The organism is Parageobacillus sp. NEAU-HV-2 (genome assembly GCF_059115485.1).
This window is the reverse complement of the sequence record NZ_JBXUJJ010000003.1, coordinates 1-15,337: the sequence shown is the minus strand read 5'-3', so window position 1 is coordinate 15,337 and position 15,337 is coordinate 1. Positions and strand designations below refer to the sequence as shown.

General features: G+C 38.8%; 20 protein-coding genes and 1 pseudogene. 18 read left to right on the top strand and 3 right to left on the bottom strand.

The features are described 5' to 3' along the window. Positions 1 to 79: 79 nt before the first annotated feature. Positions 80 to 1,072 (bottom strand): spermine/spermidine synthase domain-containing protein, encoded by a 993-nt coding sequence (locus AC1WMD_RS06230; RefSeq protein ID WP_494256334.1) that lies wholly within the window; start codon positions 1,070 to 1,072, stop codon positions 80 to 82. Continuing rightward, positions 1,069 to 1,482 carry an adenosylmethionine decarboxylase gene (gene speD, locus AC1WMD_RS06225; protein WP_043904813.1) on the bottom strand — a complete coding sequence of 138 codons (414 nt, stop codon included), beginning with the start codon at positions 1,480 to 1,482 and terminating at the stop codon, positions 1,069 to 1,071. Before speD ends, AC1WMD_RS06230 begins: the two co-directional genes overlap by 4 nt. Before the next feature lie 569 nt (positions 1,483 to 2,051). Here speD and AC1WMD_RS06220 point away from each other — a divergent pair. Further along, positions 2,052 to 2,309, top strand: coding sequence for a YiaA/YiaB family inner membrane protein (locus AC1WMD_RS06220; protein ID WP_043904811.1), 258 nt, complete (start codon positions 2,052 to 2,054; stop codon positions 2,307 to 2,309). Positions 2,310 to 2,664: 355 nt separating this feature from the next. Here the strand turns inward: AC1WMD_RS06220 and AC1WMD_RS06215 are convergent, their stop codons facing one another. After that, a complete protein-coding gene (locus tag AC1WMD_RS06215; protein ID WP_494256332.1) occupies positions 2,665 to 2,886 on the bottom strand; it encodes a hypothetical protein in 222 nt (73 codons plus the stop codon). Positions 2,887 to 3,091: 205 nt separating this feature from the next. Between AC1WMD_RS06215 and AC1WMD_RS06210 the strand changes: the two genes are divergently transcribed. The 17 genes and pseudogenes from AC1WMD_RS06210 (at position 3,092) to AC1WMD_RS06130 (ending at position 15,093) form a co-directional block, all read left to right on the top strand. Continuing rightward, on the top strand, positions 3,092 to 3,526 hold the full coding sequence (locus AC1WMD_RS06210) for an SAM-dependent methyltransferase (RefSeq protein WP_494256331.1): 435 nt from the start codon (positions 3,092 to 3,094) through the stop codon (positions 3,524 to 3,526). 128 nt (positions 3,527 to 3,654) lie between these two features. Further along, positions 3,655 to 4,383, top strand: a complete 729-nt coding sequence (locus AC1WMD_RS06205) for a hypothetical protein (RefSeq protein WP_043904809.1) — start codon at positions 3,655 to 3,657, stop codon at positions 4,381 to 4,383. 479 nt (positions 4,384 to 4,862) lie between these two features. Next, on the top strand, positions 4,863 to 5,438 hold the full coding sequence (locus tag AC1WMD_RS06200; RefSeq protein ID WP_043904808.1) for a GNAT family N-acetyltransferase: 576 nt from the start codon (positions 4,863 to 4,865) through the stop codon (positions 5,436 to 5,438). Positions 5,439 to 6,175: 737 nt separating this feature from the next. Then, positions 6,176 to 6,523, top strand: coding sequence for an ArsR/SmtB family transcription factor (locus tag AC1WMD_RS06195; RefSeq protein ID WP_011230091.1), 348 nt, complete (start codon positions 6,176 to 6,178; stop codon positions 6,521 to 6,523). A gap of 32 nt (positions 6,524 to 6,555) precedes the next feature. Then, positions 6,556 to 7,617: an ACR3 family arsenite efflux transporter gene (gene arsB / locus AC1WMD_RS06190; RefSeq protein ID WP_043904806.1), complete on the top strand. Its 1,062-nt coding sequence runs from the start codon at positions 6,556 to 6,558 to the stop codon at positions 7,615 to 7,617. 20 nt (positions 7,618 to 7,637) lie between these two features. After that, a complete protein-coding gene (arsC, locus tag AC1WMD_RS06185) occupies positions 7,638 to 8,060 on the top strand; it encodes an arsenate reductase (thioredoxin) (RefSeq protein WP_043904805.1) in 423 nt (140 codons plus the stop codon). Positions 8,061 to 8,115: 55 nt separating this feature from the next. Then, positions 8,116 to 8,475, top strand: coding sequence for an arsenite efflux transporter metallochaperone ArsD (gene arsD / locus AC1WMD_RS06180; protein ID WP_043904804.1), 360 nt, complete (start codon positions 8,116 to 8,118; stop codon positions 8,473 to 8,475). An 18-nt stretch (positions 8,476 to 8,493) separates the two neighbouring features. Next, entirely contained in the window at positions 8,494 to 10,254 is a 1,761-nt protein-coding gene (gene arsA, locus AC1WMD_RS06175) for an arsenical pump-driving ATPase (RefSeq protein ID WP_494256328.1), read from the top strand. A 27-nt stretch (positions 10,255 to 10,281) separates the two neighbouring features. Beyond that, on the top strand, positions 10,282 to 11,229 hold the full coding sequence (gene trxB, locus AC1WMD_RS06170) for a thioredoxin-disulfide reductase (protein WP_043904802.1): 948 nt from the start codon (positions 10,282 to 10,284) through the stop codon (positions 11,227 to 11,229). A 15-nt stretch (positions 11,230 to 11,244) separates the two neighbouring features. Next, a complete protein-coding gene (locus AC1WMD_RS06165; RefSeq protein ID WP_043904801.1) occupies positions 11,245 to 11,526 on the top strand; it encodes an adhesin in 282 nt (93 codons plus the stop codon). 191 nt (positions 11,527 to 11,717) lie between these two features. Continuing rightward, positions 11,718 to 12,164 (top strand): MarR family winged helix-turn-helix transcriptional regulator, encoded by a 447-nt coding sequence (locus AC1WMD_RS06160; protein ID WP_043904800.1) that lies wholly within the window; start codon positions 11,718 to 11,720, stop codon positions 12,162 to 12,164. Between the two features lie 75 nt (positions 12,165 to 12,239). Beyond that, positions 12,240 to 13,106 (top strand): permease, encoded by an 867-nt coding sequence (locus AC1WMD_RS06155; RefSeq protein WP_043904799.1) that lies wholly within the window; start codon positions 12,240 to 12,242, stop codon positions 13,104 to 13,106. A 13-nt stretch (positions 13,107 to 13,119) separates the two neighbouring features. Then, complete coding sequence (locus AC1WMD_RS06150; RefSeq protein ID WP_494256324.1) at positions 13,120 to 13,914, top strand: arsenite methyltransferase; 795 nt, start codon at positions 13,120 to 13,122, stop codon at positions 13,912 to 13,914. A gap of 64 nt (positions 13,915 to 13,978) precedes the next feature. Then, positions 13,979 to 14,173: pseudogene (locus tag AC1WMD_RS06145) on the top strand (permease); the annotation flags it as partial. Between the two features lie 30 nt (positions 14,174 to 14,203). Next, a complete protein-coding gene (locus tag AC1WMD_RS06140; protein WP_088124148.1) occupies positions 14,204 to 14,347 on the top strand; it encodes a YrzI family small protein in 144 nt (47 codons plus the stop codon). A 27-nt stretch (positions 14,348 to 14,374) separates the two neighbouring features. Then, positions 14,375 to 14,530, top strand: coding sequence for a hypothetical protein (locus AC1WMD_RS06135; protein WP_494256322.1), 156 nt, complete (start codon positions 14,375 to 14,377; stop codon positions 14,528 to 14,530). A gap of 71 nt (positions 14,531 to 14,601) precedes the next feature. Beyond that, complete coding sequence (locus AC1WMD_RS06130) at positions 14,602 to 15,093, top strand: phosphinothricin acetyltransferase (RefSeq protein ID WP_494256320.1); 492 nt, start codon at positions 14,602 to 14,604, stop codon at positions 15,091 to 15,093. Positions 15,094 to 15,337: the final 244 nt, after the last annotated feature.

Genomic DNA, 15,337 nt, shown 5'->3' with positions numbered 1-15,337 from the left:
CTTCCGTTAGAGGAACAAAAAAAAACAGTTGGCCAAAAACAAATCTTTTTTTGGCCAACTCCTTTTTTGAATATTTTACTCACAAATATAAATTTTCCTTTTTAAATATCTTGTGCAATACGGAGTTTCTCTTTGAATTCACGATAGCCAGGTCTTTCCTCGCCAAAATTTTACGAGGGAAATAGGACAATTTTTTAAGATTAGCAGGCAAAGTGCGGCACGGTACTTGAACGCGCTTGTTCCCCCACGAGATAGGCTTTTTTGCCCCTATATGAAAACCCCAATCTCCAAAAGACGGAATAATAGTGTGATAGCTAAGCGTTTGAAACCCTGCGCTTTCAATCGTTTTTCCGATGCTCCAAAAGACAATTGGCGTATCTTCAGGGGAATTGGATTGACAAACAAACACTCCGTCATCAGCAAGAGAACGTTTTAGGAGGGAGTAAAATTCGGTTGTATAAAGATCGCTAATCGTTTGATCTGTTGGATCAGGAAAATCGACGATAATGATATGATAAGGAGAACGATTAGAAGCGAGAAATTCTACGGCATCTTGAGGATGAACGGTTACACGGGAATCATAGAGCGAGTATTGATTAAGGGCTGCTAAGCTTCTGACATTCTTAGCAGCATCTAATACTAACGGGTCTAAATCAACAAGGTCAACATGTTTCACATCGTCGTATTTGAGCACTTCTCTTAACGCCAGACCGTCACCCCCGCCTAAAATAAGCACTCGTTCATGATTGGAAGTAAGAGTAAAGGCGGGGTGTACAAGCGCTTCATGGTAAATTCGTTCATCTAAGGAACTAAACTGCAGTTGCTGGTCTAAATACATTCTTAAATCGGTTGCTTCAATAATCTGGATGTTTTGAAACGCACTTTTTTCTTTAAATAAGCTTCTATGCTTGACGTTTAAAAGCTCTTGCAATCCGATTTGGTCCCATTTGTCTCCGCGAACAATCCCATTACTACTGTCTACTCGCGGTGTTAAAGAAGCGGAAGAGGAATGTGACAGGCGGTTATATTCCGGAGAAAACCAAGGTTTTGTCTTTTGTTTTCTTAAGTTCATGTGAAGCTATCATCTCCTTTCGAAGAATCAAAAGGTGCCATTTCTTTATGCAAAATTCGTTGAGGTTGTGCCGCTCCGCGGGAAATGGAGTAAATCATCGCTCTTTTTGAAGAAATTCCTTTTAACAGAGATTCAACTTGATCTATAGGGTCTTGCTCCCCACACGTATAAAAATCTAACGATGCATATCCTTCCTCAGGCCATGTATGAATGGATATATGCGAAGTGGATAAAATAAGCATTCCTGTTATTCCTTGTGGGATGAATTGGTAAAAATAAGAATATAAAACCTCCATGCCTGCATTTTGTGCCGCTTTTGTAAGCAATTGTTCTAAATATGTCCTGTTATTTAAAAGAGACGAATCACACTCAAATGCATCAATGATGATATGTTTTCCTTCTACGTTCAAAGTATCATCATCCCTTCTTATATTCTGTTATTTATCCTATGGGATTTTTTTTGAAAAGCTTGTATGATTGTCCTTTATTATTTATAAAATGGTTAGTTGTTAAAAAAGTGGGCACACAAACGTCTGTTCTTACATTTTTTAACAACGTTTCACTAAATGCAACACTTCTTCTTTCGGTGCGTTTTCTATTCCAAAAATCCATTGCGGACGTTTGGTTACATGGAATGTGTACATGCAGTATTTACATATAATGTGTTTGTGCATGTCTTTGATGTTATTAAGAGTTTTTTACCTCCTATGTCAGAGCTTCTGAGACTGATAAAACCGAATAAACCACCTGTAATATTATTGGCAGACTTAGATGGGGATAAAGATGCGGAATTAGCGGTTGTAATATTAGCATCAAGAAAAAAATTCCGATTTCCGGTGATGAAATTATTCAAAATTAATAAGCAAAAATTGTTAAATTTTACTTGACGGTTACAAGAGTTAGAGCGAATAATATTAGTAATCTAGGACATTATTGTAAATAAAAGATAAAAAGGCTGTATGGGAGAGGAGATGGAGTCATGAATTACCGCCGCCGCAACACACAGGCATTTACGTTTTTGGCTTGGGCATCTTTTGTTCTATCATGCGCCTTTATGTTCATTGGATTATACAATATGGATGCGCCTCTAGTCGAGAAAGGATATTATGCGGTATGCGCCTGCTTTTTAATCATGTCTTCGTTTGTGCTTCAGAAAACGATTAGAGATAATGCAGAAGACGATGCTTACGAGAAGGAACATATGCCAAAAAAATTTGAAAAAGAGGAGACAAAATAATAAGCTAGCACACGCTAGCTTATTTTAGCTTAATTTTTAAATACTTCACTATTGGTGTACTGGAATTGTAACCTATACGATAAAGACGAAGAATCCTTTTTGAATAAAAATCCTAAAAGTGGTGGAGCTGTAATAGTAGTAAAAAGCGCTATCATAAAAATGGTTAACGAAAAAACATTGAACTGTTTTCCAACCTCTTTTTTGTATTTATTAACAAATTTTTTTATTTGTTCGTTTTTTCTTACTGACCCCGAATCAATCAGCTTTTTGTGATCCAAATCATAATAATATATCTGTTTTACATCAAAATAAAAGATGCTATCCCTAACTTCCACTTTTTTCGCCTGTGCCAATATTACTCGAATGTTTCTTTTGCATCTCCTTCAGTTACTTCAGTAGAAGTTTTTAGGCTATCAATTAATTCCACTGAATGGCCTCTGTAATCAGCAAAATCTTTCTTTAACTTTTCATCGAGTGCTCCTAAGACATCTTGATTATCCTTTGCCAATGTTGTAAAAGGAGAAATAAAAAACAGAGATAATATTAAAAATAAAATGGATATTCTCGTTTTTTTCATCCCATCACTCCTTTTTGGATATTTTTTCACATTATACCATAATTTTTATTTTGATAAACTTGTTATATGTAATTTTCAAAATTTTTAACAAATATTCCTTTCATTTTGTGCTACTAAATTAGGTTTAGAAATACGTTGAAATTTTATGTTAGATGAACAATTGAATACCTAGATGAACATATGAACAAAGTGAAAACAGAACGAAATGGTTCAATCGCCGCTATTTGAATTAATTATTAACAAGCATGAATCTTTTTCAGCAGCGGAACTGCATCGGATATTAAAACCAAATGGCCAATTCATCACTCAGCAGGTAGGCGGGTATGACAATTTAGAATTAAATGATATGCTGGGAGCTGACAAAGATTTCGGCTACTCGCATTGGAATTTAAATTATGCTGTTAACGAATTAGTGAATGCGGGATTTAAAATTTTGAAGAAAATGGAACAGTTTCCGTACACAAGGTTTTATGACGTTGGTGCTATTGTTTATTATTTAAAAGCTATCCTGTGGCAAATTCCGGATTTCACAGTTGAAAAATATTTTGATCAACTTTACCAAATTCATCTTGAAATACAGAAAAAAAGGTTTGTTCAATTTAAATCACATAGATTTTTCATCATTGCGGAGAAAATATAAAAGCTAAAAAATCAACAAATTAAGAACAAACTTCTGAAGAGCTGTTAAAGCCAAAAAACAATAAATGAAGTTAGAGGTACAAAAGTATTTTACGTCGAATACAGTATAACAGGTGGTGATCATATCGTATGCAAAAACAATTATTCACGGCTTTTCTTTTATTTCTTCTGTTGTTGTTAAGTTCCTGCTCGTCAGAAGAAATGGTACATCGAGAAGGAAATCAAGTTGAAGCAGAGACTGTTCAGAGCGGAAACATTGCTAGTCAGAAAAAAGATATCCCACAGCAAAACACACAATCGCAAAAATATGACAAGGCTGCTGCCGCTCCTGCTGACAAAACGCTACATCCAACAGCAAAAGAAGGCAACGTTACTGTTGCTTCAAAGCAGCCTGCACAATCCCCGATCGGTTCAAAACAGCCACAACAATTCAAAAATGCGACTAATCAAAATACAAACTCATCTACCAATGAGCCGAAGCAAACGAACACAGCGCTCACTTATGACCAAGTGAAAAGCACTCTTCATCAAGGCATGAGTAAAGAGGAAGTGGAAGTGTTCTTAAAGGTTACAGGAGTGAAAGTCGTTAGTGCGTTGGACGAGAAAACAATGTACCGATATGATATAGCCTTCCCTGACCATTATCAGTTTACCGCAACCTTAACGGAAGATGGAACGCAATTAGATGATATAGATATTGATGGGATAAAAAAATATAAAGGAATTATCGTCTTTGTGGAATATGATGAACAAGCTGCTATAAAAGGCTATTCTATTTTCTATGTGGACGAAAAAACACAAAAAGTCCATGGCTACTATCATTATCCAACCTTTGAAAAAACGGATATTCTAGAATAATCTAAAAACAACCAGTAATCGTTGGTCGTTTTTTTGGAGAGTAGTCATATCGTTACAAATGTTCCATTTATATAGAAACACATGGTTTTATAATAAAATTGCAGTTGTAAACTTTAAATACAATTTATTTACAGGAGCATTACTTCAACAAGCAGGAGGTAATGCTTTTTTGTTGAAGTATAGGAGAGTTTAGTAAAAAATATTCTATATATTTAGGTGTAATTAAAAGAATGATATCATCCCGGGTGCTCCTTGGGGAGTAGATGATGTGATTAACTTGGAAGGCAGGAAATCAGATATTCTGCGTTTTTTCTCCTGTAGGGTGTAGTCTATGGTGTGTCTCCTCTGTCAATTAGAGTTATACTTTTTCGCCTCTCAATTAGATATGTATCAGAATTCTCTTTTGTTTAAAAGAATTTTTGACGGGACATATTAAAAATAGCTTTTTCGGTCATAACAATTTCATAAGGAGGCCAAATATGAACTGGTACGAAAAGTTAAGCCAATATTTTCCCGTCGAAGAAATGAAGTCAAAGGAACATATTGAAGCATTGCTTAAGGAACGCGGCGATATTTATCATAAAGAAGAAGGTCCGAACTATGTATTAATGTACGCAGAAACAGATGATTTTATTTTTATCGATTATTTATATGTGTCAAAAGATGCTCGCGGTCAGGGGCTTGGAAGCAAGCTCATTGAAAAGCTAAAGAAAAGACAAAAACCGATTATTTTGGAAGTTGAGCCGCTTGATTATGATGATTCAGATACAGAGAAGCGTCTGCTCTTTTACAAACGATTAGGATTCAAACATGCTCAATCGATCGGATACCGCCGCCGCTCCCTCGCCACAAATAAAATTACCCAATTGGAGATTTTATACTGGTCGCCAACAGAAGAATCAGAAGAGAAGATTTTGGACCGAATGAAAAAAACATATGAGATGATCCATACGTATAAAGATAAGAAATGGTATGGAGAATCGTATTTACCTGCTGATGAAGTATTGAAGATTGATAAAAACCGGAACGAAGGGGATATTTTAGCCGATTTATAATCCCAGCCCATAATAAAAAATTTTACTTTATGCCAAGGAAAGCATTATCGTTTGCGGTATGCATAAAATATTTGTGGGAGAAAATTCGTTCCCTTCTTTATAGAGGGAGGAGATAGAAGGGATCAAGCAGGAGAAAAGCAAATCAGATAAAAAAGGGACTCTCTTCCTGTATGATGGAATTGCGCAAAAAACCAAAACAGGGGATAAGAGAGTCCCTATGCCAAAAAGGTTACATATTGCTTTGTCTGTTGCCAAGCTTTTCTCCATTTGCTTGCCACTCATATCCGTAATCCCTTTTTGTAAGAGCCATCCGGAGTCGAGAGAATCACTCTCTTGGTTCCCATTCTACTGTGAGGAAGGACATAATATTGAAATGGAGTTAACAGACGAATCAAACAAATGGATGAGAATCTCTCGTTCTGAAGAATAAGAAATAGAGGCGGAGATAAGGCAAGTTTACTTCCGTCTTTCACACTTTCGTTTGAATTGTAAAGATTATGTTAAAGTCGTTTTTTTCTCTTGTTTTATATAAGTATGTAGTTATATACTTATTAAAGGGAAGAGTAAGTATGGTTATACTACAATATCCATTTCGTGGATATGAAAGATGTGACACCATTATTTAGTATGAGAGGAACAAAATTGCAAATAAAGGGATTTAGGAGTATCATATTTCATTTTCGCTCATATATATAAGTAAATAACTATATAATCATAAAAGAATAGGAGGTGTTTCCATGCAAAAGACAGTAGTGGAAATAGAAAAAGCATCACACGTTTTAAAGTTGCTTGGTGATAAAACACGTTTAACGATCATGGCAATTTTAAAACAACGTGAGTGTTGTGTATGCGAGCTTCTTGAGGTGTTTGACATGAGTCAGCCGGCTATTAGTCAGCATCTTCGCAAGTTAAAAGATGCAGGATTAGTAAAAGAAGATAAGAGGGGACAGTGGATTTATTATTCCCTCAATTCACAAAATGAGTTATATGATTTCATCCAAGATATTCTGCAACATATTCCAGATCAAACAGAGAATATTCGTAAGATTGAGGAAACCAACCCTACGCTCCGTTGCGGTTGTTAACCTACTAATTTAAATTATTAGGGGGGGAAAAAATGAATAATACGGGGAAAAAACGTCTATCGTTTTTGGATCGATACCTCACGCTTTGGATTTTCCTTGCTATGGCAGCAGGAATTGGCTTAGGATTTGTCTTTCCAGGCTTTGTAGACGGAATGAACAGTTTGCAGGTAGGGACCACATCAATTCCAATTGCGATTGGCTTAATTTTAATGATGTATCCTCCGTTAGCAAAAGTTCGTTATGAGGAGATTGGGCGCGTCTTTAAAGATGTGAAAGTATTAGTGTTATCGCTCGTACAAAACTGGATTATTGGACCGATTCTTATGTTTTTGTTGGCGATCATATTCTTGCCGGATAAACCGGAATACATGGTCGGACTCATCCTAATCGGTCTGGCACGTTGTATTGCGATGGTGATTGTCTGGAATGATTTAGCGAAAGGAGACAGGGAGTACGCAGCTGGACTGGTGGCGTTTAACTCTGTATTCCAAATGCTATTTTACTCTGTTTATGCGTATGTGTTTGTGACGATCATTCCAGAATGGTTAGGACTAGAAGGTGCTGTCGTTCATATTACAATGATGGAAGTCGCTAAGTCGGTGTTCATTTACTTAGGAATTCCGTTTCTTGGCGGAATGTTGACGCGCTTTTTGTTGGTAAAAGCAAAGGGCAGACAATGGTATGAAAAAGTATTTATTCCAAAAATCAGCCCGATTACATTGATTTCTTTATTGTTTACGATTATCGTCATGTTCTCTTTAAAAGGAGACGTCATTGTAAGCTTGCCGTTGGATGTAGTGAGAGTTGCCATTCCATTGTTGATTTACTTTGTGTTGATGTTCTTCGTTTCCTTCTTCTTAGGGAAGAAATTTGGAGCGAGCTACCCTGTAACCACAACGCTTGCCTTTACAGCCGGCAGTAATAACTTTGAGTTAGCGATTGCCGTAGCTGTTGGTGTGTTTGGGATCCATTCTGGTGCAGCATTTGCAGCTGTTATTGGACCACTTGTGGAAGTGCCTGTCATGATTGCGTTAGTCAACGTGGCACTATGGTTTCAACGAAAATACTTTAAAACAGAATCAGTATCATACTAACAACAGAGGTGGAATGAAACATGAAAAACAAAAAGATCATTTACTTCTTATGCACAGGTAACTCTTGCCGCAGCCAAATGGCAGAAGGATGGGCAAAAAAATATCTTGGCGACGAGTGGGAAGTGTACAGTGCCGGTATTGAAGCGCATGGACTAAATCCAAACGCGGTAAAAGTCATGAAAGAAGTAGGGATTGATATTTCGAACCAGACATCGGATGTCATTGATCCTGAAATTTTAAATAAAGCTGATTTGGTAGTAACATTATGTGGTCATGCAGCGGACCATTGCCCGGTAACCCCGCCAAATGTGAAACGCGTACACTGGGGATTTGATGATCCGGCAAAGGCGGAAGGAACGGAGGAGGAAAAATTAGCTGTATTCCGTCGTGTTCGCGATGAAATCGGCGCGCGCATCAAAAAATTTGCTGAAACAGGCGAATAAGACTGAATGACAGCCGAGAAGATTCTTCTCGGCTGGTTTTACAGGAGGGGAAATCATGAGAAAAATTGAAATCTTTGATCCAGCAATGTGCTGTCCAACAGGGATTTGTGGTCCAAGTATAGACCCGGAATTAATCCGTATTTCCATAGCAGTTAACAATTTGAAGAATAAAGGAATTGATATTGTACGTTATAACCTTGGAAGCGAACCAGATGCTTTTGTAGCAAATGAAATCATCCGTAAACTACTGACAGAAAAAGGACCAGATGTGCTGCCGGTCGTTTTAGTGGATGGTGAAGTTATAAAAGAAAAAGGATATCCAACCAATGCTGAGTTAGCAGAATTAACGGGTATGACAGAAGAAGAATTAAGCCAAAAACCAAAAGTTCGCTTAAGCCTCAATGTGAAAAAATAACGGAAGAAGTGAATCGACATGACCACTTTGTTTAACCCTCGATCCATGGATTTCACTCCCTTTTTATTCTTTACGGGAAAAGGTGGAGTAGGGAAAACATCAACGGCGTGTGCAACGGCTATTGCGTTAGCAGATAGGGGAAAACAAGTATTGCTTGTAAGCACAGATCCCGCGTCTAATTTACAAGATGTGTTTGAAGTAGAGCTGCAAAATAAACCTACCGCTATTCCGAATGTCCCAAATTTATTTGCTGCCAATCTTGATCCGGAAACAGCGGCAAATGAATATAAAGAAAAAGTAATTGGACCATATAGAGGAAAGTTGCCAGAAACCGTTATCGCCTCCATGGAGGAGCAACTATCAGGTGCATGTACCGTTGAAATTGCAGCCTTCAATGAGTTTTCTACATTATTGACGAACAAGGAACTTACTGTACAATTTGATCATATTATTTTTGATACGGCTCCAACAGGACATACGTTGCGATTGTTACAGTTGCCTGCTGCATGGAGTGGATTTCTAGAAGAAAGTACACATGGCGCCTCTTGTTTAGGTCCGTTAGCGGGATTAAGTGCGAAGAAGGAGATGTATGAACAAAGTGTAGAGGTACTAACGAACCCAGAAAAAACAACCCTGCTTCTTGTGACTCGTCCCGACGGTTCCCCGCTGCAAGAAGCGGCACGAGCATCCAAAGAGTTACGAGAGATTGGATTGAAAAATCAGTATCTTCTTATTAATGGTGTGATGAAGGATTTCGTGAAAAATGATGAGGTTTCTTCTGCTTTCTTTACTCGACAAGTTCGTGCATTGGAACAGATGCCAAATGAGTTAAAAGGATTGCAAACATTTGAAATTCCGTTAGTGCCATTTAATATCGCCGGAGTAGAAAACATCCGTAAGTTATTCACCTTTGAACAGACAAGAGTTGTATCGGCAGATGAAATAAAGTCATTGCACGTCCCGGCTTTAAAAGCGTTAATTGATGACTTATCAGAGTCAAGAAAGCGCGTCATTTTCACGATGGGTAAAGGCGGCGTGGGAAAAACAACGGTCGCTTCTGCGATTGCGGTTGGATTGGCTGAAAAAGGACACCGTGTTCATTTAACCACAACAGATCCGGCTGCTCATATTGATTATGTGATGTGTGGAGAACATGAAAATATCTCTGTTAGCCGTATTGATCCAAAAGTTGAAGTAGAGAAGTATCGTAACGAAGTCCTCAACCAAGCAAAAGATACAGTAGATGAGGAAGGATTGGCTTATTTAGAAGAGGACTTACGTTCCCCTTGTACAGAGGAAATCGCGGTATTCCGTGCCTTTGCAGATATCGTAGAAAAAGCGAATGAAGAAGTGGTTGTCATTGATACAGCTCCAACAGGACATACGTTACTATTATTGGATGCAGCGCAAGCCTATCATAAAGAAATTGCGCGTTCTTCTGGAGAAGTACCTCAATCCGTGCAAAACTTGTTACCACGTCTTCGCAATCCGGAAGAAACAAGTGTTGTCATTGTAACATTGGCAGAAGCTACACCGGTTCATGAAGCAAGCCGTCTACAAGATGACTTAAAGCGTGCAGGAATCCAACCGAAGTGGTGGGTTATTAATCAAAGCTTTTATGCCACACATACAATGGATCCTATTCTGCGTGGACGGGCACAGTCTGAAGTTCAGTGGATTGAAGAAGTACAACGGAAGTCACAAAACCATTGTGTGATTATTCCTTGGCAGTCGGAAGATATAGTAGGATATCAAAAACTTAAAGAATTAACGATCTAAGTTGGGATACAACAGGAGGAGACTCGAATGCGTAAAGTAATGATTTTAGGAACAGGTCCAGCGGGATTAACGGCAGCTATTTATTTGGCACGCGCTAATATGAATCCGTTAGTCATTGAGGGTTTACAACCGGGTGGGCAGTTAACAATGACAACAGAAGTAGAAAACTTTCCGGGCTTTCCAGAAGGGATTTTGGGACCAGAATTAATGGATAACATGCGCAAGCAAGCAGAACGCTTTGGTGCGGAATTTAAGAACGGTTGGGTGGAAAGAGTAGATTTGTCTCAACGTCCATTTAAAGTAACCATCACGGGTATGGGAGAAGTAGAGACAGAGGCAATCATCATTGCCACTGGAGCGTCTGCCAAACTTCTTGGTATTCCGGGAGAGAAAGAAAACATGGGGAGCGGGGTTAGTACATGCGCGACATGTGATGGCTTTTTCTATCGCGGCAAAAAGGTTATCGTGGTAGGCGGCGGCGATTCCGCCATGGAAGAAGCAAATTTCCTTACAAAGTTTGCGACAGAAGTTCGCATTGTTCATCGCAGAAATGAGCTGCGTGCGTCAAAAATTATGCAAGATCGAGCAAAAGCCAATGAAAAAATTACGTGGAGTTTAAATAAAACACCAGTAGAAGTAATATCAGATGGGAATAAGGTAACAGGTCTGAAAGTGCGTGATAATGAAACGGGACAAGAAGAAGTATTAGAAGCGGACGGCATTTTTGTAGCTATCGGTCACCGTCCAAATACCGAATTCTTAAACGGACAAGTGGAAACAGATGAAATGGGCTACATCGTAGTGAAGCCGGGTACCACAGAAACGAATATCCCAAGCGTGTTTGCATGTGGAGACGTACAAGATCATAAGTATCGCCAAGCGATTACCGCAGCAGGGACAGGTTGCATGGCTGCGCTTGACTGTGAACGTTTCTTAGAAGGTAGTGCAATACACGACTGGAGTAAATCATTATAAGAGAGGGAGAAAGCCATGGTTATTACAGAGAAAGCAAAAACATTTATTACAAAAGTGATGGAAGAAAATGGGGTTGATACACTACGTTTTACATTTGAAGGCGCAGGATGTTGCGGTCCGCAACTTGGTTTATCATTAGATAATCCTCAAATCACAGATCGGTTGGAGATTATTAATGGTATTCGGGTAGCGATGGACGAGCAAGTAGCTTCTATCATCGAAGGAGTTACACTCGATGCGGAAGAAACGGAAGAAGGCGTTCAATTCGTCTTATTAGGTTTAAATCAATGTTGTTAAATCTAAATTAAAATAAATCAGCTAATGACGAAAGCTGACGACGTGTAGTTGTCAGCTTTTTTATTTAAGTGGATATAAATACTTTATACAAAACAAAGGACGAGACATGTCGATAAAATTTTTTTATTTTTTAAAACAAAAAGGTTGCAATTTGCAAATAATGTGATATAAATAATTATAGAGGTGAAAAAATGGAAAACATTAGAGAGTTGTTTCAAGTGATGACACGTCGTTTCGGATTTCTAAATAAAAATTGCTGTTCGATTGATGCTGTAGATATTTCTCTTGTTCAAAGCCATATTCTTTATGAAATTGACAAAAGAGAATCTCCTTCCATGCAACAAGTGGCTGAAGTATTGGGAATGGATATTACAACGTTCAGTAGACAGATTCAAAATTTAGTGAAAAAGGGATTAGTAAAAAAAACGCCACTCCCTGAAGATCGAAGGGTATATACGTTATCGTTAACCACCGAAGGAAAGTTTATCGCAACAACCATTGATCGAGAAATAAATCGATATCTAGAAGAAGTGTTTTCGCATATGACGGAATTTGAGAAAGAAACCGTGATTCGTTCGATTAAATTGTTGAATGAGTGCATGGCAAAATCAAGTGTATGTTGTAAACCGTTATTTTGAGGCAAGTATATCTAGGCTTGCCTATTTGTTAAACATATAGTTGCAATTTGCAAATAAAATAAGGAGAGATAATCAATGAGCATAGCGATTTTTCAAGACTTTCTCTATATTGCGTTAGAATTAACTCTTTTGTTTTTGGCTATTTCGTTCGTCATTAACTTTCTAGAAGGATATATTCCTTATGATAAAATGCAAAGTTTGTTAACAAAGCGCCATCCGTTATTCGGAGCACTGATTGCCGTCGCATTTGCCTTTGTGACACCGTTTTGCTCCTGTTCTACGATCCCGGTTGTCGTATCGCTTTTAAATCAGAAAGTCCGTTTCGGTATTGCGATGATTTTTCTATTTGCTTCCCCTGTACTCGATCCAACCATATTGACACTCATGGCTGCGACACTCGGAGTAAAAGTGGCGATTTCTTATACCATTATCACAACCATTTTATCCATACTGATTGGTTTCACGCTTGAAAAACTCGGATTTGAAAATCAAGTGAAGCAAGTAATGGTGAAAGGAGAGGTGGAGATCGGAAAAAAACGAAACATGAAAGAAGCTTTACAGGAGACCTTTCACTTAATGAAAACGGTTTATCCATATTTGCTTTTGGGTGCAGGCATTGGAGTCATTATTCATGGTACTGTACCAACAGAATGGATTTCAACCTATATGGGAGGTGATAAGTGGTGGCTTGTTCCGCTTGCAGCAATCATCGGAATTCCTTTGTATATCCGTCTTTCCACGATGATTCCCATTTCGCAAATGTTGATTGCAAAAGGCATGGCATTAGGACCTGTCATGGCGCTGATGATTAGCTCAGCAGGGGCAAGCTTACCGGAGATCACATTATTACACAGTATCTTTAGAAAGAAGCTGGTCTTTGCGTTTGTAGGTTCTGTCATGACGATGGCAACGTTATCAGGATTTTTATTCTATATCATTTAAGGAGTGATAACTTATGAATCACGTTAATAACGATCAAATCCGGCAAAATGTCCGCAGCCGCTATAAACAAATTGCGCTGCAGGAAGTAAATTCTGGCAGCTGTTGTTCAGCTTCTTCCGGATGTTGTGGTACACCTAATGAGGTATCGGCAAAACTAGGGTACTCGGATGAGGAATTATCTGCCGTGCCAGAAGGAGCCAATCTTGGACTTGGTTGCGGCAACCCGCTAGCAATTGCGGAATTGAAACCCGGAGAAGTGGTGTTGGATCTTGGTTGCGGTGCCGGTTTCGATTGCTTTTTGGCTGCTCGTCAGGTCGGAGAAACCGGGCGCGTCATTGGTGTGGATATGACGCCAGAAATGATCAGCAAAGCACGAAACAATGCTGCCAAGGGGGGCTTTACCAATACCGAATTTCGGTTAGGAGAGATCGAATATTTACCGGTGGCAGATGGTTCGGTCGATGTCATTATTTCCAATTGCGTCATTAATCTTTCCCCAGATAAGCCCCAAGTGTTCAAAGAAGCCTATCGTGTGCTGAAACCAGGAGGACGCCTTGTCATTTCCGACGTTGTGGCGACGGCAGAACTTCCACCGGAAATCAAAAACAATATGGATGTCTTGTATTCGGGCTGCGTATCAGGAGCAGCATCGATTGGAGAGCTGGAATCCATGTTACAACAGAATGGATTCACACAGATCACCATCGAACCGAAAGATGAATCGAAGGAGTTTATCAAAGATTGGGTGCCTGGAGCTAACATCGCGGATTACATTGTTTCTGCGATCATTAAAGCAATTAAACCTTAAAAAATGTGGTTTGACAGATCGGAACTCGTTGGGGAAGAAAAGATAGTTGAGCAAGCCGTTTCCCACGATGATTCCGATCTCACAGATGATGATTGCAAAGGGTATGATATTGGGACCAGTCATGGAGCTGATGATTAGCTCGGCAGGTGCAAGCTTACCGGAGATAACATGATTACACAGTATCTTTAGAAAGAAGCTGGTCTTTACGTTCATAGGTTCTGTCATGACAATGGTGATGTTATCAGAATTTTTATTCTAAATCATTTAAGGAGGAGATGAAAATATACTCATGACGATTCATTTATTTTTCGTGACGATAACGATCGAGCGCAGAAAACCGGCGAAGAAAGACAGAGAGCAAGAACGCCTTGTTCGAGAAATTGAGGAAGGAATTTTGGATCGTAAATGTCTATTGCATCATCGTCCATTTTAATCAAAGAGGAGAAAGGAGGAATTCCACGTGAACATCTTGAAAATGATATTTGGCAATTCCAAAGAAAAACAAGGTTGCTGCGATATTCAAATTGTTGAAATAAAAGAAAGCCAAGATGTTGCAGACAAAGCCACGATGGAAAGTGAATGTTGCCCATCTACATCTCATCGTGGGTGTTGCTAATGTTACATGGAAAAGGCATTGGGGAGATTCCTAGTGCCTTTTCTGTATGAAAATAAGGAGGGATTTTTCATATGAACATTCGCCGCTTTCGCAAAGAGGATTGGTTGCAAGTGAAGGAAATTTACGAGCAAGGAATTGCGACAGGACAAGCAACGTTTGAAACGACAGCACCATCGTTCGAAAAATGGGAATCGACCATTGCCGCAAATTTATGTTTAGTCGCTGAAGATGAAGAAGGCATTCAAGGATGGTGTAAGATAAGTAAAGTATCGGATCGCTGTGTGTATGAAGGGGTGGGGGAGGTGAGTGTGTATGTTCGGGACGTGAGCCGAGGAAAGGGAGTTGGAAAACAACTTCTACAAGCCATGATCAAAAAATCAGAGGAAAAAGGATTTTGGACATTAACTGCGGGGATTTTCCCTGAAAACATACCAAGTTTGCGCTTGCATCAAAGTGTTGGATTTCGTAAAGTCGGCATACGACAACGTATAGGAAAGTTAAATGGGGTATGGCGTGATGTGGTATTGCTTGAACGCCGCAGTCAAATTGTAGGTATAGATTGATCATCGTTTTTAATTTTAGATGCATATTTTCAGTGTTAACAACCCATCTTGATGAAAATTCATATATTTATATTTTTGCCATATTAGAATATATTCATTACTTTCATATACAGCTTTGATGATGTATAAAATTTTGTGTCAAGCATTTGGCTAGACCAAAAGAAAAAGGTAGGGTATTCTCTGATTTGGCCAAAAATCTTAGAGAAAGGAGAACCCTACCTATGTCTAAAAGTATACCGAATTT